At 73.4% G+C, this 19,365-nt stretch carries 18 protein-coding genes and 1 pseudogene; 7 read left to right on the top strand and 12 right to left on the bottom strand.

The window, feature by feature from the left end:
* The 3 genes and pseudogenes from CUD01_RS11475 to CUD01_RS11485 form a co-directional block, all read right to left on the bottom strand.
* Nucleotides 1-680, bottom strand: a pseudogene (locus CUD01_RS11475) (hypothetical protein); the annotation flags it as partial.
* Between the two features lie 2 nt (nt 681-682).
* Entirely contained in the window at nt 683-1,357 is a 675-nt protein-coding gene (locus tag CUD01_RS11480) for a hypothetical protein (RefSeq protein WP_141321193.1), read from the bottom strand.
* A gap of 184 nt (nt 1,358-1,541) precedes the next feature.
* A complete protein-coding gene (locus CUD01_RS11485) occupies nt 1,542-2,126 on the bottom strand; it encodes an NYN domain-containing protein (protein WP_141321195.1) in 585 nt (194 codons plus the stop codon).
* 352 nt (nt 2,127-2,478) lie between these two features.
* Here CUD01_RS11485 and CUD01_RS11490 point away from each other — a divergent pair, with 352 nt between their 5' ends.
* From CUD01_RS11490 to CUD01_RS11510, 5 genes are all read left to right on the top strand, one after another.
* Nucleotides 2,479-2,943 (top strand): MarR family winged helix-turn-helix transcriptional regulator, encoded by a 465-nt coding sequence (locus CUD01_RS11490; protein WP_094182261.1) that lies wholly within the window; start codon nt 2,479-2,481, stop codon nt 2,941-2,943.
* A 134-nt stretch (nt 2,944-3,077) separates the two neighbouring features.
* Entirely contained in the window at nt 3,078-3,578 is a 501-nt protein-coding gene (locus CUD01_RS11495) for a flavodoxin domain-containing protein (RefSeq protein ID WP_141321197.1), read from the top strand.
* Nucleotides 3,579-3,740: 162 nt separating this feature from the next.
* The gene (locus CUD01_RS11500; protein WP_141321198.1) at nt 3,741-4,889 is read left to right on the top strand and encodes a ferrochelatase; all 1,149 of its coding nucleotides are present in this window, start codon (nt 3,741-3,743) and stop codon (nt 4,887-4,889) included.
* A gap of 94 nt (nt 4,890-4,983) precedes the next feature.
* Nucleotides 4,984-5,682, top strand: a complete 699-nt coding sequence (gene hemQ, locus CUD01_RS11505) for a hydrogen peroxide-dependent heme synthase (protein ID WP_341765917.1) — start codon at nt 4,984-4,986, stop codon at nt 5,680-5,682.
* A 97-nt stretch (nt 5,683-5,779) separates the two neighbouring features.
* Entirely contained in the window at nt 5,780-6,202 is a 423-nt protein-coding gene (locus CUD01_RS11510; protein WP_141321200.1) for an META domain-containing protein, read from the top strand.
* Between the two features lie 17 nt (nt 6,203-6,219).
* Here the strand turns inward: CUD01_RS11510 and CUD01_RS11515 are convergent, their stop codons facing one another.
* The 6 genes from CUD01_RS11515 to CUD01_RS11540 form a co-directional block, all read right to left on the bottom strand.
* The gene (locus CUD01_RS11515; RefSeq protein ID WP_141321202.1) at nt 6,220-7,470 is read right to left on the bottom strand and encodes a Glu/Leu/Phe/Val family dehydrogenase; all 1,251 of its coding nucleotides are present in this window, start codon (nt 7,468-7,470) and stop codon (nt 6,220-6,222) included.
* A 124-nt stretch (nt 7,471-7,594) separates the two neighbouring features.
* Nucleotides 7,595-8,644 carry a LacI family DNA-binding transcriptional regulator gene (locus CUD01_RS11520; protein WP_094180544.1) on the bottom strand — a complete coding sequence of 350 codons (1,050 nt, stop codon included), beginning with the start codon at nt 8,642-8,644 and terminating at the stop codon, nt 7,595-7,597.
* Nucleotides 8,645-8,758: 114 nt separating this feature from the next.
* Nucleotides 8,759-9,673, bottom strand: a complete 915-nt coding sequence (locus CUD01_RS11525; RefSeq protein WP_141321204.1) for a carbohydrate ABC transporter permease — start codon at nt 9,671-9,673, stop codon at nt 8,759-8,761.
* A complete protein-coding gene (locus CUD01_RS11530) occupies nt 9,670-10,707 on the bottom strand; it encodes a carbohydrate ABC transporter permease (RefSeq protein ID WP_141321206.1) in 1,038 nt (345 codons plus the stop codon). The genes CUD01_RS11525 and CUD01_RS11530 overlap by 4 nt, the downstream gene beginning before the upstream one ends.
* Nucleotides 10,708-10,868: 161 nt before the next feature.
* Nucleotides 10,869-12,185, bottom strand: coding sequence for an ABC transporter substrate-binding protein (locus CUD01_RS11535; protein WP_141321208.1), 1,317 nt, complete (start codon nt 12,183-12,185; stop codon nt 10,869-10,871).
* 379 nt (nt 12,186-12,564) lie between these two features.
* The gene (locus CUD01_RS11540) at nt 12,565-13,071 is read right to left on the bottom strand and encodes a DUF2505 domain-containing protein (protein WP_141321210.1); all 507 of its coding nucleotides are present in this window, start codon (nt 13,069-13,071) and stop codon (nt 12,565-12,567) included.
* Nucleotides 13,072-13,198: 127 nt separating this feature from the next.
* Between CUD01_RS11540 and CUD01_RS11545 the strand changes: the two genes are divergently transcribed.
* Nucleotides 13,199-14,683 carry a sensor histidine kinase gene (locus CUD01_RS11545; protein WP_141321212.1) on the top strand — a complete coding sequence of 495 codons (1,485 nt, stop codon included), beginning with the start codon at nt 13,199-13,201 and terminating at the stop codon, nt 14,681-14,683.
* Between the two features lie 138 nt (nt 14,684-14,821).
* Here CUD01_RS11545 and CUD01_RS11550 read toward each other — a convergent pair whose 3' ends face one another.
* A complete protein-coding gene (locus tag CUD01_RS11550) occupies nt 14,822-15,070 on the bottom strand; it encodes a WhiB family transcriptional regulator (RefSeq protein ID WP_013883096.1) in 249 nt (82 codons plus the stop codon).
* A gap of 366 nt (nt 15,071-15,436) precedes the next feature.
* On the opposite strand from CUD01_RS11550, the gene CUD01_RS11555 reads away from it, so the two are divergent.
* Nucleotides 15,437-15,952: a hypothetical protein gene (locus tag CUD01_RS11555; RefSeq protein WP_244937762.1), complete on the top strand. Its 516-nt coding sequence runs from the start codon at nt 15,437-15,439 to the stop codon at nt 15,950-15,952.
* A 29-nt stretch (nt 15,953-15,981) separates the two neighbouring features.
* Here CUD01_RS11555 and CUD01_RS11560 read toward each other — a convergent pair whose 3' ends face one another.
* Nucleotides 15,982-18,495 (bottom strand): ABC transporter permease, encoded by a 2,514-nt coding sequence (locus CUD01_RS11560; RefSeq protein WP_141321214.1) that lies wholly within the window; start codon nt 18,493-18,495, stop codon nt 15,982-15,984.
* Nucleotides 18,495-19,286, bottom strand: coding sequence for an ABC transporter ATP-binding protein (locus CUD01_RS11565; RefSeq protein WP_141321216.1), 792 nt, complete (start codon nt 19,284-19,286; stop codon nt 18,495-18,497). The genes CUD01_RS11560 and CUD01_RS11565 overlap by 1 nt, the downstream gene beginning before the upstream one ends.
* Nucleotides 19,287-19,365 lie beyond the last annotated feature (79 nt).

Genomic DNA, 19,365 nt, shown 5'->3' on the forward strand with positions numbered 1-19,365 from the left:
GGCGAGCCGATCGGCGGGAACAGCGTCATCTGGAACTGCAGGCGCGTGCCGCCGCGCCCGTCGCCCGCGATCCCGGCCTCGGCGGACTCGACCGCCGTGAAGGACGGGGGCAGCACGGTGACGAGCTGGCCGATCATCGGCACGACGGTCGTCGCGGTCGTCGTCGCGGTGCCGCCGCGCCCGTCGTCGTACGTCACCTCGTCCTCGCGCGTCGTGAGGTTGGTGACCGTGTAGCGGACCTCGAGCAGGCCCGAGCGTCCGACGACGTCGCCCGGCGTGACCTTCTCGCCGTCGAGCGTGTAGTGCACCTCGACGCCGATCGGCAGGTCCGCGTCGTAGTCGCTCACGGTGCGCAGCCGGCGCTCGCCGTCGACGTCCACGTCGACGACCATGCGACCGTCGGAGACGGAGTACGACGAGAAGCCGTCGAGGTTGCGCAGGCCGCTCGTCGAGACGGGGTTGGCGATGTGCGCGGTGCCGCGCCCGCTGAGCGCGAGCTGCTCGTACACGCGGGCCTCGCGCAGCGCGCCGGTCGCGTCGAGCCTGGCCTGCACGGTCTCGGTGTTCGCGACGACGACGTCGCCGGTGTCGTCGGCGGCCGCGGCCGCGGTGCCGCACAGCAGCAGGGGCAGGGTCAGGGGAACCGCCGCCAGTGCGACGACGGGGCGGGGACGACGCACGGTCAGGCCTCCGGCTGGGGGTGCGAGGACGGGTGGGCAGCCGCGGCCTGCGGCGCGGGCGACGAGAAGACGGGGTGCGCCGTGGACGTGCCCTCGTCGCGCGGTCCGACGACCGGCACGCCCCGCACGGGCGTCGCGGTGTCGTCGGCGTGCGCCCCGCGGGACGTCGCCGTGCGGCCCGCGGCGCGCGCGGCGCCGGACGCCGGGGCGAGGAACGCGGTGGCGAGCAGCCCGACGGCCGCGGCGAGCAGGACGCTCGTGACGGTCTCGACCGACGTGCTCGCGACCGCCGACGGGTCGGCCGCGTAGACGCGCTCGTACGCGCCCGCCACGGCGGCGACGCCGAGCAGCGGGCTCCAGGCCGGGACCCGGCCGCGTGCGGCGGCGACGACGACCACGCCGATCCCGAGCACGACCAGCGCGGCCACGGCCCGGCCGGCGGCCGAGTCGGGCAGCGCGGCCGCGCGCAGGACGTAGCCGATCCAGGCGAGCAGCGCGCCCGCGACGAAGCCCCCGGCGCGCGCCGCGACCGAGCCGTCGGGCACGAGCCCGAGCGCCCCGCCGAGGGCGGCTCCGAGCAGGACCACCGGTGCACCCTCGGCGCCCAGGAGGGACGTGCCGACGACCACCGTCGTGAGGACGGCGAGGACGAGCCCCGCCATGACGTAACGCTTCATCGACCACCTCGTCGTGAGCCAGGGCCCGGAGGTCGCCTTCGTCCTCCGGTCGCGAGGTGTCTACCAGGGGCACGGATACCGTGGCCATCCGGTACTAGGTAAATCCCCGGGGAGTATCAGGTAACCGTTATCGAGCCGTGACCAGGGGTGGGACCGACGGCCCTGGCGCCGCCGTCCCCGCCCGTCAGAGGTAGCGCGCCGGGTCGAACTCGTCGAGCGGGATGATGCGGACACGCGGCAGCTGCACGTTGAACGCGTTGACGTCGTGCTCGAGGTCGAAGGTCTGCAGCCCCTGGCCGATCAGGCCCGACAGCGCGGTGGAGGTGAACTCGCGGAACGCGATGAGCCCGGTCCGGCGCGCGGGGTCCTCGACGAGCGTGGCGAGCTCACCCGCGAAGTCGCCGTCGTGGCTCACCAGCATGACGTCGCCCGAGCGGCCGGCGATCGCCTCGAGCGTCCGCTTGATGCCGATGTCGACGACCTTCTCGTGCGACTCGCCCGACAGCGGGATCGGCTGGAACCCGATGGCGAGGAGCGCCTGCACGAAGCTCATGGGCAACGAGCCGCTCGAGGCGTTGAGGAAGAACAGCCCCTTGACGTCCTGGCCCCACTCCTTCTGCGCGAACGCGAGCACCCGCTCCCAGCGCGGCCGCTGGTCCGGGGCCGGGCGCGCCTGCAGGATCGCGGTCCCCAGCGTCGCGTCGATGTTCTCCCCGTCGACGACGACGTACGTGGTGCCGGACGTGCCCGGGTCGCTCGCTGTGCTCATCGCCCCAGGCTAGACGCACGTGGCAGGGCGCCGGGCCGTCGTGACCCGAGGGAACGGGAGTGGGGGTCGCGACGGCCCGGCGCGCGGGCGCGGGCGAGGGGATCGACCGGCCGCGACGGCCGCCGCGGGGAGTGCCGGGTCGGACGCGCCGCGCCGGTCGCGACGGCACCGCCGGGGCGTGCCAGAGTGGGCGCAGCCGGTGGTGCCGGGCGACGGCGCGGGCGGACCCCGTGCCCTCGTGCGCGGGACGGCCGTGCCGCGTCCTCCGTGGCGTGGGCGTGCCGCACGCCACGAGGGCTCCAACCGATTAGGTTGCCCCGAGGTGTCGACGACCGTCGAGGAGGATGCGCGCATGACGACGAGCGCGCGCCGTGCCACCCCGCGCGAGGCCGCGCAGGCCTGGGAGTCGCTGTTCCGGACGCAGGTCGCGCTCATGCGCCGGTTCGCGGCCGAGGACGTGTGGGGCGACCTGTCGGTGCGGGAGTACGACGTGCTGTTCACCCTGTCGGGCTGCGAGGGTCGCGCCGCGCGCCTGCGCGAGCTCGGTGCGCAGAGCCTGCTGTCCCAGCCGAGCCTGTCCCGCATGGTCGAGCGGCTCGAGCACCAGGGCCTCGTGCGCCGCTCGCCCGCGCCCGACGACGGTCGCGGCGTCGTCGTCACGCTGACCGAGGAGGGCGTGCGGGTGCAGCGCGAGATCGGGCGGCGGCACGTCGACCAGATCCACCGGCTCGTCGGGGGCGCGCTCGACGCCGAGGAGCTCGCGACGCTGCGTCGCCTCACCGACCGGCTCCGGGAGCGCCAGGCCACCATCAGGTGAGCAGCCTCACGCCCTCGCGCACGTCCCGGGGCCGTGCCCGGGCACGTCTCGGGACTCAGGGCCCACCCGCCGCGCGCCTCCTCGTCGGACGATGGACGGGCCAGCACGCAGGAGGAACGGACCAGGAGGTGCGCATGCGGGTGCTCGTCGCGGTGGCGTCCCGGCACGGCGGGACGTGGGGGATCGGTGAACGCGTGGCCGAGGTGCTGCGCGCCCGGGGCCACGCGGTCGAGCTCCGGGAGCCCGAGGACGTCGTCGACGCCCAGGGCTACGACGCGCTCGTCCTGGGGTCCGCGGTCTACACGGGGCACTGGCTGCCCGCGGCGCGCGCGTTCGCCGAGCGCGTCGAGGCGGGCGGGGTGCCGCCGCTCGTCTGGTTGTTCTCGTCCGGGCTCGCCACGCAGCCCGCGGCGGCGGCGAACTCGCCGCACGAGCTCTCCGCGCTCGGCGCCGCGCTGCACGCACGCGGGCACCGCAGCTTCCGCGGGCGGCTCGACATGGCCGCGCTCTCGTTCGCGGAGCGCGCGATCATCGCCGGTGCGCGGGCGCGCGCCGGCGACCACCGCAACTTCGAGCTCGTCGCCGAGTGGGCGAACGGGCTCGCGGACGCGATGGCGCTGCAGCCGGCGCACTAGCGGCCCGACGACCGCCGCCGCCCCCGACCGTCCAGCGGCCCGGGGGCGGCGTGCTGCCCGGGCCGTCGGCCCGGCGATGCTGACACGGTGTCGGGTCGATCTCACTGCCCCCGTCACACCCTTCGACGGGGCGCTCGGGCGGCGCGGTGCGATGATCGACGGGTGCCTCACGACGAGTCCATCCTGAGCCCGGCAGCGCCCTACGACGCCCTCCTGCTCGCCTCGTTCGGCGGCCCGGACGGCCCCGACGACGTGATGCCGTTCCTGCGCAACGTGACCGCGGGCAAGGGCATCCCCGACGAGCGCCTGGCCGAGGTCGCCGAGCACTACCACCACTTCGGCGGCGCGAGCCCGATCAACGGCCAGAACCTCGCGCTGCAGCGCGCGCTGGTCGACGAGCTCACGCGGCGTGGCATCGACCTGCCGGTCCTGTGGGGCAACCGCAACTGGACGCCCTACACCAAGGACGCGCTCGCGGCCGCGCACGCCGACGGCCACCGTCGCATCCTCGCGCTCGTGACGAGCGCGTACTCGTCGTACTCGGGCTGCCGCCAGTACCGCGAGGACTTCTGGACGGCGCTCGACGAGCTCGAGGACGAGCTCGGCTTCGACGACGAGGAGCCGCTGCGGCTCGACAAGCTGCGCTCGTACTTCAACCACCCGGGCTTCGTCGAGGCGAACACCGACGCGGTCGCCGAGGCGCTCGGCAAGGTGCCCGAGGACGCGCGCGTCGTGTTCGTGACGCACTCGATCCCCGACACCATGGAGGAGGCGTCCGCGGTGAGCGGCGCGACCTACTCCGCGCAGCACCTCGACGTCGCCGCGAGCGTCGCCGCCGCCGTGGGCGAGCGGCTGGGCCGCACGCTCGAGTGGGACCTCGCGTACTGCTCGCGGTCCGGCCCGCCGAGCCAGCCGTGGCTCGAGCCCGACGTCAACGACCTGCTCACCGCGCTGGCCGGGCAGGGCGTGCAGTCCGTCGTCCTGGCGCCGATCGGCTTCATCTCCGACCACATGGAGGTCGTGTACGACCTCGACACCGAGGCGCTGGAGACCGCCGACTCGCTCGGGCTCACGGCCGTGCGGGCGGACACCGTCGGCACGCGCGAGCCGTTCGTGCGCGGCCTGGTCGACCTGATCCTCGAGCGCGCCGCCGCCGAGCGTGCCCTGGCCGCGGGCGAGACGCCGCTGCCCGGCGCCGCCGTGGGCACGTTGCCCGCCTGGCACGGCGTCTGCCCGCCCGGGTGCTGCCGCCGGCAGGCCGGCGTGGACTCGGGCCGCCCCGCCGCGTGCGCGGTCGACCCGCTGCGCTGAGGTCCACCCGGCGCACCGGCCCCCGGGCCGGCGTCGTCCGACTGCCGAGCGCGTCCCCGCCGGGACGCTCGTCGCCCCACGAAAGGAACGCCGCGTGACCGACGTCGACCACGAGGTCCTCAACGCCACCGTCCGCTACACGATGTGGTCCGTCTTCGCGCTCGAGGAGGTGCTGCCCGCCGACGCCGACGAGCGTGCCGCGCTGATCGCGGACGCGCAGGCCGCCGTCGGCGAGGACGCCGCGCTCGTCGTGCGCGGCTGGTACGACGTGGCCGGCCTGCGGGCCGACGCCGACCTCATGGTCTGGTGGCACGCCGAGACCGTCGAGCAGGTGCAGGGCGCGTACCAGCGCCTGCGCGCGAGCGACCTCGGCCGCCACCTGCTGCCCGTCTGGTCGGTCGTGGGCCTGCACCGGGCCGCCGAGTTCAACCGCAGCCACGTCCCCGCGTTCCTCGCGGGTGAGGAGCCCGGCGCGTACCTGTGCGTCTACCCGTTCGTGCGGTCCTACGACTGGTACGTCCTGCCCGAGGACGACCGTCGGCGCATGCTCGTCGAGCACGGCCAGGCGGCACGCGACTACGCCGACGTGCGCGCCAACACCGTCTCGGCGTTCGCGCTCGGCGACTACGAGTGGCTGCTGGCGTTCGAGGCGCCCGAGCTGCACCGCATCGTCGACCTCATGCGGGAGCTGCGCAACACCGAGGCGCGCCTGCACGTGCGCGAGGAGGTGCCGTTCTACACCGGCCCGCGCACGACCCTGGAGGCGTGGGCGGAGCGTCAGCCGCGCGGCTGACCGCGGGACCGGCGGCATCGGCGCGATCGGCGCTCGTCCGCCGCCTCGACCGGCGCCTCGTCCGGCGCCGGGGAGGCGCCGGTGCCATGATCGACGCATGCTGCGACTCGTCGGCCGGTGGCGTGTGGACGTCCGCACGGCCACCCCACCACCTGCCGACGACGCGACCTCGTCGGAACCCCCGCGCACCGCGTCGCTCACGTTCGAGGGCGACGGGCAGGTCTTCGGGACCGGTGGGGTCAACCGGCTGCGGGGGACGTGGTCCGTCGAGGGGGACACGCTCACGTTCGGTCCCGTCGCGTCGACGCTCATGGCCGGGCCCACCGCCGCGATGCACCAGGAGGCCGAGCTGCTGCGCCTGCTCCACGAGCCGCTCGAGCTGCGGGCACCCGACGGGAGCCCGGTCACGGTGCTCGAGCCTCTCGCGGCGCCGGCCGGTCCCACCGACGACGGCGCGGCGGCCCGGGTCGAGCTCGTCACCGCCACGGGGGAGCGGCTGACGCTCACGCGCGAGGACTGACGCCCGGGCCAGAGGCCTCAGGGGTAGAGGCCGCGGATCTGGTGCGCCTCCGCGACCCGCTGGACCCCGATCGTGAGCGCCGCGTCGCGCAGCGAGAGGGACTGCTCGCGCGCCGTGCGGGAGACCGCGTCGTACGCGGTCCGCATGCGCAGCGCGAGCCGGTCGGCGATCTCCTCGGCGGTCCACCAGTACGCCTGGTTCGCCTGCACCCACTCGAAGTACGAGACGACGACGCCGCCCGCGTTCGCCAGGATGTCCGGCACGACGACGATGCCCCGGTCCGCGAGCACGCGGTCGCCCTCGGGCGTCGTCGGCCCGTTGGCGCCCTCGACGACCCAGCGGGCCTTGACCCCCGCCGCCGTGGTCTCGTCGAGCACGCCCTCGACCGCCGCGGGGACCAGCAGGTCCACGTCCAGGGCGAGGAGCTCGGCGTTCGACACCGGTGTCCCGCCCGGGAAGTCCGCGACCCGGCCGCCCTGCGCCCGGTGCGCCAGCAGCGCGGGCACGTCCAGCCCGCCGTCCGCCCGCGTGCCGCCGTCCACGTCGGTCACGGCGACGACGCGCGCTCCGCCCTCGTGGAGCCACCGCACGGCGTGCGAGCCGACCTTCCCGAAGCCCTGCACCGCCGCGGTGACCTCGGGCAGCGTCACCCCGTCCTCCGCGAGGGCGGCCTCGGCCGCGTGCACCACGCCCCGGCCCGTCGCGGTCGCACGCCCGAGCGAACCGCCCACCGCGAACGGCTTGCCGGTCGTCACACCCGGGATCGTGTAGCCGAGGTTGACCGAGTAGGTGTCCATGACCCACGCCATGGTCTGCTCGTCGGTGCCGATGTCGGACGCCATGATGTCCCGCTCGGGCCCGATGATCGGCATGATCTCCGAGGTGTACCGACGCGTGACGCGCTCGAGCTCCGCGCTCGAGTACTGCGACGGCTCGATCGTCACCCCGCCCTTGGCGCCGCCGTACGGGACGTCGACGACCGCGCACTTCCACGTCATCCACATGGCCAGCGCCCGCACCTCGTCGATGTCGACCGACGCCGCGTAGCGCAACCCGCCCTTGCCCGGGCCCCGCGAGATGTTGTGCTGCACGCGGTAGCCGTGGAACATCACGATCTCGCCCGTGTCGCGGCGCAGCGGGACCGCCACGTTCATCTCCCGACGTGGGGTCGCGAGCATTTCGTGCAGACCCGGGGAGTACCCGAGGATCTCGACGGCGGACGCGAGCTGGGCCTGGGCGGTGGTCAACGGTGACGTCACGCCCGACACTCTGCCATCCGGCCCGGGCCTCGTCCTGGTGGCGCGTCGTCCCGGCTGGTCCTGACGGCTGGTCCTAACGGCTCGTCCTGACGGCTCGTCCTGCGGCGGCCCAGGCCCGCGCCGCGGCGGGACGTCAGGCGGAGGCGCGGACGATCAGCTCGGGGGCGAAGATCAGCGGGTCGCGGGTCAGGCTCTCGCCGTGGAGCTGGGCGAGCAGCCGCTGCCCGGCGGCGCGCGCCATCGACACGACGGGCTGCACCACGGTCGTCAGGGGAGGCGTCGTCGACGCAGCGACACCGATGTTGTCGTAGCCGACGACCTTGATGTCGCCGGGCACGTCCTTGCCGAGCTCGGCGAACGCGGCGAGCGCGCCGGCGGCCATGAGGTCCGACGCGATGAACACGCCGTCCACGTCGGGGAACCGCTCGACGAGCTCGCGGGCCAGGCGCGCACCCGACGCGAGCGTGAAGTCGCCGTGCAGCACCGCGTCGTCGGGCAGACCCGCCGCGCGCACCGCGGTGCGCCACCCGGCGAGACGGTCGACACCCGCGGACATGTCCTCGGGGCCGGCGATCGTCGCGATGCGGCGCGTCCCGTGCTCGATGAGGTGGCGGGCGGCGAGCTCGCCACCGGCGACGTTGTCGGTGTCGACGTAGTGCACGTCGTCCGGGTCGACCGACAGGGGGCGGCCGACGAAGACGTTGGGCACACGCGACGAGAGCAGCACGCGGTCGAGGTCGTCGGTGCGGTGGTGCGACACGACGATCGCGCCGTCGACGTGACCGTTGCGCAGGTAGCGGACCGTGCGCTCGCTCTCGCCGGGGCGGGCGATCACGAGGACCACCTGGATGTCGGAGTCGGCGAGCGCGGCGCTCAGCCCGTTGAGGGTGCCGGCGAAGAACGGGTCCGACAGGACACGCTCGTCGGGCTCGGGTACCACGAGCGCGATGGAGTCGGTGCGCTTCGTGACGAGGGAGCGTGCGGCGCGGTTGGGCGTGTAGCCCAGCTCGGCCACCGCGGCCTCGACGGCGGCGAGCGCGTCGGGTGAGACGCGCAGCCCGCCGTTGATCGCCCGCGACGCGGTCGACCGCGACACACCCGCTCGCTCGGCGACCTGCTCGAGCGTCGGAGCGGTGGGTCGGTCGTCGCCGGCGAGGGCGAGGGGAGAGTTCTCGACCACCATCGGTCAGTTCCCTTTCGTGTGCCAGGCAGTCGTCCGGATCCCGGGGCCTGGTGCCTGGCGGCCCGGCGGACCACCGGGTCGGGCCGGCGACACCGCCGGCCCGACCCTGGAGGATCAGCCCTTGACTGCTCCGGCCATGATGCCCGCCACCAGCTGGCGGCCGGCGAAGGCGAACAGGACGAGCAGCGGGAGCGTCATGAGGAACACGCCCGCCATGATCAGCGAGTAGTCGACGAAGTAGTTCTGCTGCAGCAGCCGGATGGCGAGCGGCAGCGTCGGGTTCTGGCTGTTGAGCACGATCGACGGCCAGAAGAAGTTGACCCACTGGGCGACGAATGTGAACAGCGCGAGCATCGCGGCTGCCGGCCGCGCGGCCGGCAGGGCGATGGACCAGAACGTGCGGAACATCGACGCACCGTCGACACGGGCGGCCTCGATGAGCTCGTAGGGCAGAGCCTCCTCGAGGTACTGCGTCATCCAGAACACGCCGAACGCGCCGACCAGGGCCGGGACGATGATGGACTGCAGGTGCCCGATCCAGCCGAGCTTCGTCATGATGATGTACATCGGGACGACGCCGAGCTGCGTCGGGATGGCCATCGTCGCGATCACGAAGACCAGCAGCCCGCGGCGACCGGGGAAGCGCAGCTTCGCGAACGCGAACCCGGCGAGCGTCGAGAACAGCACCGTGGACGCCGAGACGACCACCGCGATGACGACCGAGTTCCACACCGCCTTCCAGAAGCTGAAGGCGTCGGCGTCGATGACCCGCTTGAAGTTGTCGAACAGGCTCGCGTCCGGGAAGACCTGCGGCAGAGCCTTCTGCGCGATCGCGACCGGGTCGGAGGACCCGATGACGAGCGTGTAGTAGATCGGGAGGATGCCGATGAGGACGACGATCCCGAGCAGGACGTAGTTCAGGAAGTGCGGGCGGCGGTCGTACCCACCGACCTTGCGGTTCGTCCGGCGCGCGGCGGCGCGGGCGGCACCCCGGCCGGCACTCTGCTCGATGGCGGGGATGGAGTTCATGCCGACGTCCTGTTCGAGTCGTAGCGCTTGGACTGCCGCTTCACCTTCTTGCCAGGCCCGGAGGACGAGCCGCTGGCGATCCGCTGCGTCAGCGCGAAGTTGACGAGGCCGATCACGAGGATGAGCACGAAGAGCAGCCAGGCGATCGCGGCCGCGCGGCCGAGGTTGTACTGGCCGCTCCAGCCCGTGTTGTAGAGGTACAGGGTGGTGGTGAGCCACTGACGCGAGGCACCGCCGGCGCCGGCGCTGTCGAAGACGCGCGGCTCGTCGAAGATCTGCAGGCCACCGATCGTCGAGGTGATCACGACGAAGAGGACGGTCGCGCGGATCTGGGGGATCGTGACGGAGAAGAAGCTCCGCACGCGTCCGGCGCCGTCGATGATCGCGGCCTCGTAGAGCTCACGCGGGACGGCCTGCATGGCGGCCAGGAAGATCAGCGCGTTGTAGCCGGTCCAGCGGAAGTTCACCATCGTCGCGATGGCGATGTGGCTCGCGAGCGGGTCGACGTGCCACCGGACGGGGTCGATCCCGAAGGCGCCGAGCCACGCGTTGATGAGGCCGGACTGGTCGGCGAAGAGACGGCCGAAGATGAGGCCGACGGCGACGGGGGCGACCACGTAGGGGAGGAGGACGCCCATGCGCCAGAAGGTCTTCGCGCGCAGGTTCTGGTCGAGGAACGCGGCGATGAGGATCGCGGCGATGACCTGGGGGACGGCCGAGATCACGAAGATCGACAGCGTGTTGCGCAGGGAGAGCCAGAAGTCCTTCTGCTTGAACACGTCGACGTAGTTGTCGAAGCCGACGAAGTCGCCCTGGCCCTGCAGCAGCTGCCACTTGTGCACCGAGACGTAGCCGGTGTACAGGATCGGGAACAGACCGGTGATGAAGAACAGGATGAAGAACGGCGAGATGTACAGGTAGGGCGAGACCTTGACGTCCCAGCGGCTCAGCGTCTGGGAGAAGCCCACGCGGCGCGGCTGCCGCGGTGCGGGCGCGAGATCGCTCTCGGGCTCGACGGGTGACTGGACGGACATGACCACCTCATGACGGCGTGAGTGGACACGGCGCCCGGCGGATGCCCCGCTCCCACAGGGGCGAGGGCTCCCGCCGGGCGCCGCTCGGATCCAAGGCCGGCTCTCTCAGCCGGACACTCGGCTGGTCGGGCCGGGCGCCTCAGCGCCCGGCCCGACCCGGGTCACAGACCCAGCGCGTTGAACGCGTCGAGCGCGCCCTGCCAGGCTGCAGCCGAGTCCGCCGACTTGTCGACGTCGACCTTCGTGATGGCGTCGCCAACCGTCTGGTGGATCGAGAAGTAGTTCGGGCCCTTGAACGGCGTGACCTTGATGGCCTTGTAGCGGTTGCCGAAGATCGTGCCGACCGGTGCGTTGTTGAAGAAGTCGTTCTTCGCGTCGGTCAGGGCCGGGTCGGTCAGCGCCTCGGTCTGGCTCGGGAAGGTGCCCGCGTTGAGGAACGCCTTGACCTGGATCTCGGGCGAGGTGAGCCACGCCGCGAGCTCCTTGGCCGCCTCGGCGTTCGCGCCCGCCGCCGGGACGGTCAGGTACGAGCCGCCCCAGTTGCCGCCGCCACCGGGGAAGACGTCAGCGATGTTCCAGCCTGTGATGCCGCCCGAGTTCTGCTCGATCGGACCGGTCATCCACGCCGGGCAGAGCATCGTCGCGAAGCCGTTCTTCTGGAACGAAGCGGTCCAGTCCTCCGACCACTGGCCGAGGTGCGCGGAGAGCTCCTGCACCTGGGCGCCCGTGACGGTCTCGTACAGGCCCTTGACCTGGTCGTTCTCGGCGAGCGGGATCGGCGTGCCGTCCGTGTTCTCGTACGCGGCCTCGAGCTGGTTGACCATGCCCTGGTAGATGGCGTTGGCCGAGTCGAACCAGGCGCTCTCCGACTTGTCGACGAACGTCTTGCCGACCTCGAAGTACTTGTCCCACGTGGCGCCGTCGCCACCGAGGAGCTCGGCCACCTCGGCCGGGTCGGTCGGCAGGCCGGCCGCCTCGAACAGGTCGGAGCGGTAGCAGATGGCCTCGGGGCCGACGTCGGTGCCGTAGCCGATGAGCTTGCCGTCAGCGGCCGTGGCCGGCTTGGTCTTGAACTCGAGCCAGCGGCCCTCGACCTCGTCGGAGTTCAGGTCGAGGAACTTGTCGGACGACTGGATGAGCTCGGGGAGCCAGTCGATCTCGATGGCCTCGACGTCCGCCAGGCCCGCGCCACCGGCGGCGAGCTTGGTCGTCAGGTTGGTGCGGGCGTCCTCCGACTTGGCGGCGACCGTCTGCTTGACCGTGACGTTCGGGTGCGTCTTCGTGTACTCGGCGAGGAGCTCGTCGGTGTAGCCGAAGTTGTTGAACGTCGCGACGGTCAGCGTGATCGGCTTGCTGTCCTTGGTCGCGTCACCCGTCGACGCCGGCTTCGGGTCGTCGGACGAGCACGCCGTCGCCAGGAGGGCGATGCTCGCGACCCCGGCCGTGGCGGCCAGGAACTTCCGTGTGGTCTTGCGCACTGTGACTCCCTTGTCATTCGGACGGCTGCCATGCCGTACCTCTCGGGGTCGCCTCCGCGGCCGGACACGTGCCTCCGAACCACGTCGGCGTGGGTCTGAGAGACCCCGCCTGGGAGCGCTCCCCTCCGCAGTCTGCGGGAGCGTTCCCACGCGCTGGGTGACACCTTCGTCGGACGGGTCCGAGGTGTCAAGGAGCGTGGCGTCCGAAATGCGCGTGGTAGCGATTCCACGGCAGTGTTACCGCAGGTCAGAGCGCACTTCCACGATTCCCACGTTACCGAATCGTTACGGCGTGGAAGCGGTACCGTGACCAGCCCGTCGGTCCCAGCTGCACCCGCGCGGGTGACCCGGGCGCGGGCGCCCGGCACGGGACGCCCGGTCAGGCCAGTCGAGCGGCCGCGGCGGCCTCCTCCGCGGCCAGCGCCGTCCGGATCGCCCGGGCGGTCGCGTCCTCGATCGCGGCGCCGAACAGGGGGACCGAGGCATGCAGCTCGCCGTCGTAGCGCACCGCCGTGGCGCCCGTGCCGTGCGCGACGAGCGTCGCCCGCCCGGTCAGCCGCACGGGCGCCCCCGCGACCTCCACGAGGACCGTCCCGACGCGCTCGCCGGTCTCGTCCGGCCGCTCCCAGGCCTCGACCTGCCGCACCTCGATGCGCCCGCCGACGAACCCGCGCAGGTGGGCGGGGATCTGGTCGGCGGGCAGCGCGCGCCGCGTCGTGACCGTGAACGCACCGACCGGGTCGCCCGCGACCTCGCCCGTGACGTCCGCCTGCTCGCACGACGCGCCCGACGCGACGACCTTCTCGCGCGCGAACGCCGGGTCGGCGAGCAGGCGTGCGGCCGCGTGCGGGTCGGTCGGCAGGACGATCGTCTCGGTCAGGCGCACCGGGTCTCCTCGGCTGGTCGCGCCGCAGGCGCGGCGCGTCGAGCCTAACGAGCGCCACCCACAGCGGCGCGGCGCAGGCCGCGGTGCCTGGCGGCCGGTGTCCCGCGCGCCGCATAGGCTGGGCGCCGTGTCGACCCTGAGCGTGCTCGTCGAGCGTCACGGCTCCCTGTCCGGTGCGGACCTCGAGTGGCTGCACCTGCTCGTGGGGGACTGGCAGGTCGCCTCCGACCTCGCGTTCGCCGACCTGGTGCTCTGGCTGCCGACGACCGACGGCGACTTCGTCGCGGTCGCGCAGTGCCGCCCGTCGACGGGTGCCACGGTGCACTACGACGACGTCGTCGGCTCGCGCGTACCCGAGGGGCAGCGCCCGCAGCTGCGACGTTCGCTCGACGAGCGCCGCCAGCTCCGCTCGCGCGAACCGCGCTGGTTCGGCTCCTACGCGGTCCGCGAGGAGGCCGTGCCGGTCGTGCGCGACGGCCGTGCGATCGCGGTGATCGCCCGCCAGACGAACCTCGGGGGTGCGCGCACGCCGAGCCGGCTCGAGCTCAACTACGTCGAGGCGGCCGACGACATCTTCGCGATGATCGCCAACGGCGAGTTCCCCGCGCCCGACGCCCCGACCGGCCCGCGCCGCGGTGCTCCGCGCGTGGGGGACGGTCTCGTCCGGCTGAACTCCGAGGGTGAGGTCCTCTACGCGAGCCCCAACGCGCTGTCGTGCTTCCACCGGCTCGGCGCGCTGGGCGACCTCGTCGGGCGCTCGCTCGTCGAGGTCACCGCGGACCTGATCCCCGAGCAGCGCGCGACGGTCGACGAGTCGATGCCGCTCGTGCTCATGGGCCGCGCTCCGTGGCGCACCGACGTCGAGGTGGGTGGGGTGGTGCTGTCGCTGCGGGCGGTGCCGCTCACCGAGAGCGGGCAGCGGATCGGTGCGGTGCTGCTGTGCCGCGACGTGTCCGAGCTGCGCCGGCGCGAGCGCGAGCTCATCACCAAGGACGCGACGATCCGCGAGATCCACCACCGCGTGAAGAACAACCTGCAGACCGTGGCCGCGCTGCTGCGGCTCCAGTCGCGCCGCATGACGTCGCCCGAGGCGCGCGACGCGCTGGCGGAGGCGATGCGTCGGGTCGCGACGATCGCGCTGGTGCACGACTCGCTGTCCCAGACGATCGACGAGAGCGTGCCGTTCGACGACCTCGTCGGGCGCAGCCTACGGCTCGCGGCGGACGCGGCGTCCGCCGGCGCGCACGTGCGCACGACGGTCACGGGAACGTTCGGCTCGGTCCCGGCCGAGGACGCCACCGCTCTGGCGCTCGTGCTCACCGAGCTCGTGACGAACGCCGTGGAGCACGGGTTCGACGGGCGCACCTCGGGCACCGTGGAGATCGTCGTCGAGCGCGACGACGACGCGCTGCGGGTCACGGTGCTCGACGACGGCTCGGGCATCCCCGAGGGCCGCGGCGCGGGCTCGGGGCTCGGCACGCAGATCGTCCAGACGCTGATCACCAACGAGCTGCGGGGGACCATCGAGTGGCGGCCCCGCCCCGAGGGCGGCACCGCGGTCGAGGTGTGCGCCGAGCTGCGGACCGGGCGCGACGCGGCCCAGCTGGGCTGAGCACCGGCGCCCGGTCGGGGTCGCTCGGCGAGCTCTCCGGGGCAGGGACGACGAAGGGGCCGGCCGCGTGCGGCCGACCCCTCCGGGAGATCGTGTGCGTCGTCCGACGCGGACCGGCTCAGCCGGTGCGGCGACCGGTCAGCCGGCGCGGCGCTGGCGAGCCGTGCGGCGCTTGAGCGCGCGGCGCTCGTCCTCCGAGAGCCCGCCCCACACGCCGGCGTCCTGGCCCGTCTCGATGGCCCACTTGAGGCATGTGTCGACGACGTCGCAGCGACGGCAGACCGCCTTGGCCTCCTCGATCTGGAGCAGGGCGGGGCCCGTGTTCCCGATCGGGAAGAACAGCTCGGGGTCCTCGTCGAGACATGCTGCGCGGTGGCGCCAATCCATGGAAGTCTCCTTGGGCGCACGACAGCGACGGCGCCAGGATGAGGGCGCGCGCCGTCATGGCGGTGTCGTGGGGGTTTGACCGGGGGCTGGGTGATGAAACCTGCTGCATCAAGGTTCACACCCGTTCACCTCTTCGCACAAGGGGTTACGAGTTGGTTTCGACTCAGTTACGGATGAGGCGTTCATCACACAGGTTCCCGCTCGCCACGCCGCTCTCGGAACGATTCGGGCATCGCGGGTGGGGCTCCTGGGCGGTCGTCCGGTCCGGCTCGGGCCGTCCGTGTGGTATGCGATCCGCGTCACTGCGCGCGGCGCACGCCTCGGCCACGGGACCTGTGCCGCCCACCGCCCCGTAGTCTCGGGCGCGTGAGCCCGTCCCGCCGCCCGACCACGCCGTCCGGCCCCCGCGAGGGAGGCCGCCGCCCGCCCGCGCCCGCGCGGCAGCCCGACCCCGCACCCGCCCGCCCGCCGCTGCTCGCGGTCGTCTGCCTCCTGACGCTCCTCGAGGCCGCCGCCGCGGTGGGCCTCGCGGTCGCGTGGGTCGTCGACCTGGTCAGCGGCGTGTCGGTGCGCCCGGCCGCGACGGTGTTCCTGGTGGTGTTCGGGCTCGCGGTCGCACTCGTGCTGGCCGCCTCGGCGCGCGGGCTGTGGCGCGGCCGGCGCTGGGCGCGCTCGCCCGTCATGACGTGGCAGATCATGCTCGTCGTCCTGTCCCTCGGATGGGTCGGGGCCGACCCCGCACCGTGGGCATGGGCCGTGCTCGCCGTCGCGCTCGTCGTGGGGGTGGGCCTCCTGCTGCCTCCCGTCGTCGCGGCCACCACCGGCCGCGCGGGGGACGACGACGCCCCGGGTACCACGAGGGGTACCGCGGGGCGTCGCTGACCGGCTTACGCCGGCTCGGGCTCAGCCGCTCACTCGACGCTCAGCGCCGCGACCGGCCGGGTGCGCACCGCGGAGCGTGCCGGGATCACCGAGGCCGCGAGGCCCGCGAGCAGCGCGACCGCGACGATCACGACGAGGTCGAGCCACGGCACCGTGAGACGGGCCTCGCCCAGCGACTCGAACGCGATGGCCGCACCCGCCCAGCCGTACAGCAGGCCGAGCAGCGCCCCGAACAGGCCACCGACGCCCGCGATGAGCGCACCCTCCGTCGCGAGCGACAGCCGCAGCTGACCGCGCGTCAGGCCGATCGCCCGCAGGATCGCGGACTCCCGTCGCCGCTCGATGACCGACAGCGACAGCGTGTTCGCCACGCCGATCAGCGCGATCACCACGGCGACCGCGAGCAGGCCGATGACGGTGGCGAGCAGCGCGTTGATCACCTGCTCGTACTGCGCCCGCTCGGACGCCGCGCTCTCGATCGACACGGACTGCGACGACAGGTCGCTGCGTACGGAGTCGACCACCTCGCCGGCGGCGGCGTCGGACGAGACCATCGCCCACACGCTCGTCGTCGCGTGGTCTCCGACCACCTTCTCGAACGTGGCAGGCGTCAGGTAGACGTCGCCGGTCCGCGGGCTGTCGACCACGACGGCGTCGACGGTCGGCGCGTCCGTCGTGGGCTCGCCGTCGACCGTGTCCTGCGCCGCGCGGATCGTCGTCGAGGAGGATCCCAGGTCGACGGGCAGGACCACAGCGCCGTCGCGCAGGGCCGCCGGGACACGGTCGTCCCGCAGGACCTTCGCGGCCTCGTGGGTGACCTCCCACGCCGTCATCCACCGGTCGTCCCCGAGCGTCACGTCCGCGCTGCGCACGAGCGCGGTCCGCTCGATGCCCTCGACGCCCGCCACGGTCCGCGCCACCTCGGCGCTCACCCGGTCGCCGTCGGTGGGCGCCACCGTGATGTCCACGAGGTAGTGCGCGTCGAGCTCCGCCGCGGCCGAGAGCCGGGCGCTCGCGGCACCCGTCGACATCATCGCGACCAGCGTCACGCCGATGAGCAGCGCGGTGCTGGTGGCGGCCGTGCGCCGCGGGTTGCGCACCGAGTTGACCGCAGCGAGACGTGCGGCGGCGCCGCTGCGGCCCAGGGCCCGGCCCATGAGGTCGACGACCCGCGGCACCCAGAACACGGCGCCGACGAGCACCCCGACGAACGAGACCGCGCCACCGAGCATGCCGAGCCCCAGCCAGATCACGGCGTCGTCCGAACGCGTCCGCGCACCGACGATCGCGAGCGGGAACGCCAGCGCCCCGCCGACCGTCAGGACGAGCGCGAACGCGAGCCGCAGCCTGCCGGCGCGCGAGCCGACGTCCGGTGCATCCATGGGACGCAGCGCGACGATGGGGCTCACCTTGGTCGCCGCACGGGCGGGGACGAGGGCGGCGAGCAGCGTGACGGCCGTCCCCACGAGCACGGGGACGATCACGACGACGGGCGTGACCTGCACGTACTCCGGCAGCGGCACCTCCTGCTGCACGCCGCGCAGCACCGACAGCGCCACCTGCGCGAACACGGTCCCGAGGACCACGCCCGCGACCGAGGACGCGACACCGAGGATGCCCGCCTCGAGCAGCACGGAGCGCCGCAGCTGGCCGCGGACGGCGCCCACGCAGCGCAGCAGCGCGAGCATCCGCGCCCGCTGCGCGACGAGCACCTGGAACGTGTTCGAGATGACGAGCGCGGCGACGACGAGCGCGACCGCCGCGAACCCGAGGACGATCACGACGATGACGTTGTCGCCGTCCGCGAGCTCACGGATGCGCTCGTCGCTCGCCTCGTCCTTGGTCAGCACGCGCACGTCGTCGGACAGCGCCTGGAGCGCGGCCTGGACGGCTGCCGTGTCCTTCGGTGCGTGGACGATCATGCCTTCGTCCCACACGAACTCCTCGTCGAGGTCGCCCCACGTCTGCAGGGCGCCCAGGGTCACGAGCGACGCGCCGCCGAACCTCGTCCACGCGCCCTCGGGGTCGCTGGTCAGGCCGGTGACGGTCGCCGGCACGACCTTCTCGGTGCCCTTCTGCGTGTCGTCGTCCCACACCCAGTAGCGGACGTCGACCGTGTCGCCGACGGCCACGCGCAGGCGCTTCGCGGTGGCCTCGGGGAGCGCGATCTCGTCGTCCGTGGCGGGCGCGACGCCCTCCTCGACGCGGAGCGCGCCGAGGTGCGGGTCCGACGGCACGGGGACGAGCAGCTGCCAGCTGCGCTGCGCGCCCTTCTGGAGCTCGGCGCCGCTCGCGGCCAGCGGGTCGGCGGCGACGACTCCGGGCGTCGAGCGGATCTTCTCGTGGATCGCGCCCACGTCGCCCTCGACGACGAGGTCGGCCTGCGCGAGCTCGGCCGTCACGGCGTCATAGCTCGAGCGCGTGATGACGCCACCGGTGAGCAGCGTCGCGGCGACGAAGCCCGTGCCGATGGCGGTCGCGATCGCGGCCGCGGTGAGCCGGCCCAGGCTGCGGCGCATCTGGGCGAGGGTGAGTCGCAGCATCAGGCACCCACACCGTCGGCGACGGGCGCCTCGAGCGCGCGCAGGGCGTCGAGGCCGGCGAGCACGGACTCCGGGGTCGGGTCCGCGATGTCGCCCGCGATACGACCGTCGGCCAGCAGCACCACGCGGTCGGCGTAGGCGGCGGCGGTCGGGTCGTGCGTGACCATGATGACCGTGCGGCCCAGCTCGCGCACCGAGCGGCGCAGGAACGAGAGCACCTCGGCCCCGGAGCGCGAGTCGAGGTTGCCGGTCGGCTCGTCGGCGAACACGACGTCGGGCCGCGTGATGAGCGCGCGCGCGATCGCGACGCGCTGCTGCTGACCGCCGGACAGCTCGCTCGGGCGGTGTGTCAGGCGGTCCCCGAGACCGAGCGTCGCCGTCAGCAGGTCGTACCAGTCCGGGTCGACGCGACGGCTCGCGAGCTCGAGCGGCAGCGTGACGTTCTGCGCCGCGGTGAACATCGGCAGCAGGTTGAACGACTGGAACACGAACCCGACGCGGTCACGACGCAGCCGCGTCAGCGAGTCGTCGTCGAGCGAGGTGATCTCGGTCTCGCCCAGGCGGACCGAGCCGGTGGTGGCCTGGTCGAGCCCCGCGAGCAGGTGCATGAGCGTCGACTTGCCGGAACCCGAGGGGCCCATGATCGCGGTGAACGCACCCGCGGCGAAGTCGACGTCGACGCCGTCGAGGGCGCGCACGGCGGCGGCACCCGAGCCGTACGTCTTGGTCAGGCCACGCGCCGACGAGGCGGGCGCGCTCCCGGGCGTCGGGGCGGCGGGGATGGAGGTCACGGTGCTCCTCGGTTCGTTCCGGTGGGGACGTGACCACGCTAGGCAGCGGCCGTCGGCCGCCTCGTCGGCCCCCGGTCTC

This window comes from Cellulomonas uda (genome assembly GCF_006538705.1).
In the GTDB taxonomy this organism is placed as follows: domain Bacteria; phylum Actinomycetota; class Actinomycetes; order Actinomycetales; family Cellulomonadaceae; genus Cellulomonas; species Cellulomonas uda.

What these genes read in the sequence shown, in the direction of transcription:
- CUD01_RS11530 (WP_141321206.1), bottom strand. Translation starts at nt 10,707, where the DNA reads ATGTCCGTCCAGTCACCCGTCGAGCCCGAGAGCGATCTCGCGCCCGCA.
- CUD01_RS11525 (WP_141321204.1), bottom strand. Translation starts at nt 9,673, where the DNA reads ATGAACTCCATCCCCGCCATCGAGCAGAGTGCCGGCCGGGGTGCCGCC.
- CUD01_RS11550 (WP_013883096.1), bottom strand. Translation starts at nt 15,070, where the DNA reads ATGGATTGGCGCCACCGCGCAGCATGTCTCGACGAGGACCCCGAGCTG.
- CUD01_RS11495 (WP_141321197.1), top strand. Translation starts at nt 3,078, where the DNA reads ATGCGGGTGCTCGTCGCGGTGGCGTCCCGGCACGGCGGGACGTGGGGG.
- CUD01_RS11490 (WP_094182261.1), top strand. Translation starts at nt 2,479, where the DNA reads ATGACGACGAGCGCGCGCCGTGCCACCCCGCGCGAGGCCGCGCAGGCC.
- CUD01_RS11560 (WP_141321214.1), bottom strand. Translation starts at nt 18,495, where the DNA reads ATGCTGCGACTCACCCTCGCCCAGATGCGCCGCAGCCTGGGCCGGCTC.
- CUD01_RS11520 (WP_094180544.1), bottom strand. Translation starts at nt 8,644, where the DNA reads ATGGTGGTCGAGAACTCTCCCCTCGCCCTCGCCGGCGACGACCGACCC.
- CUD01_RS11510 (WP_141321200.1), top strand. Translation starts at nt 5,780, where the DNA reads ATGCTGCGACTCGTCGGCCGGTGGCGTGTGGACGTCCGCACGGCCACC.
- CUD01_RS11480 (WP_141321193.1), bottom strand. Translation starts at nt 1,357, where the DNA reads ATGAAGCGTTACGTCATGGCGGGGCTCGTCCTCGCCGTCCTCACGACG.
- CUD01_RS11485 (WP_141321195.1), bottom strand. Translation starts at nt 2,126, where the DNA reads ATGAGCACAGCGAGCGACCCGGGCACGTCCGGCACCACGTACGTCGTC.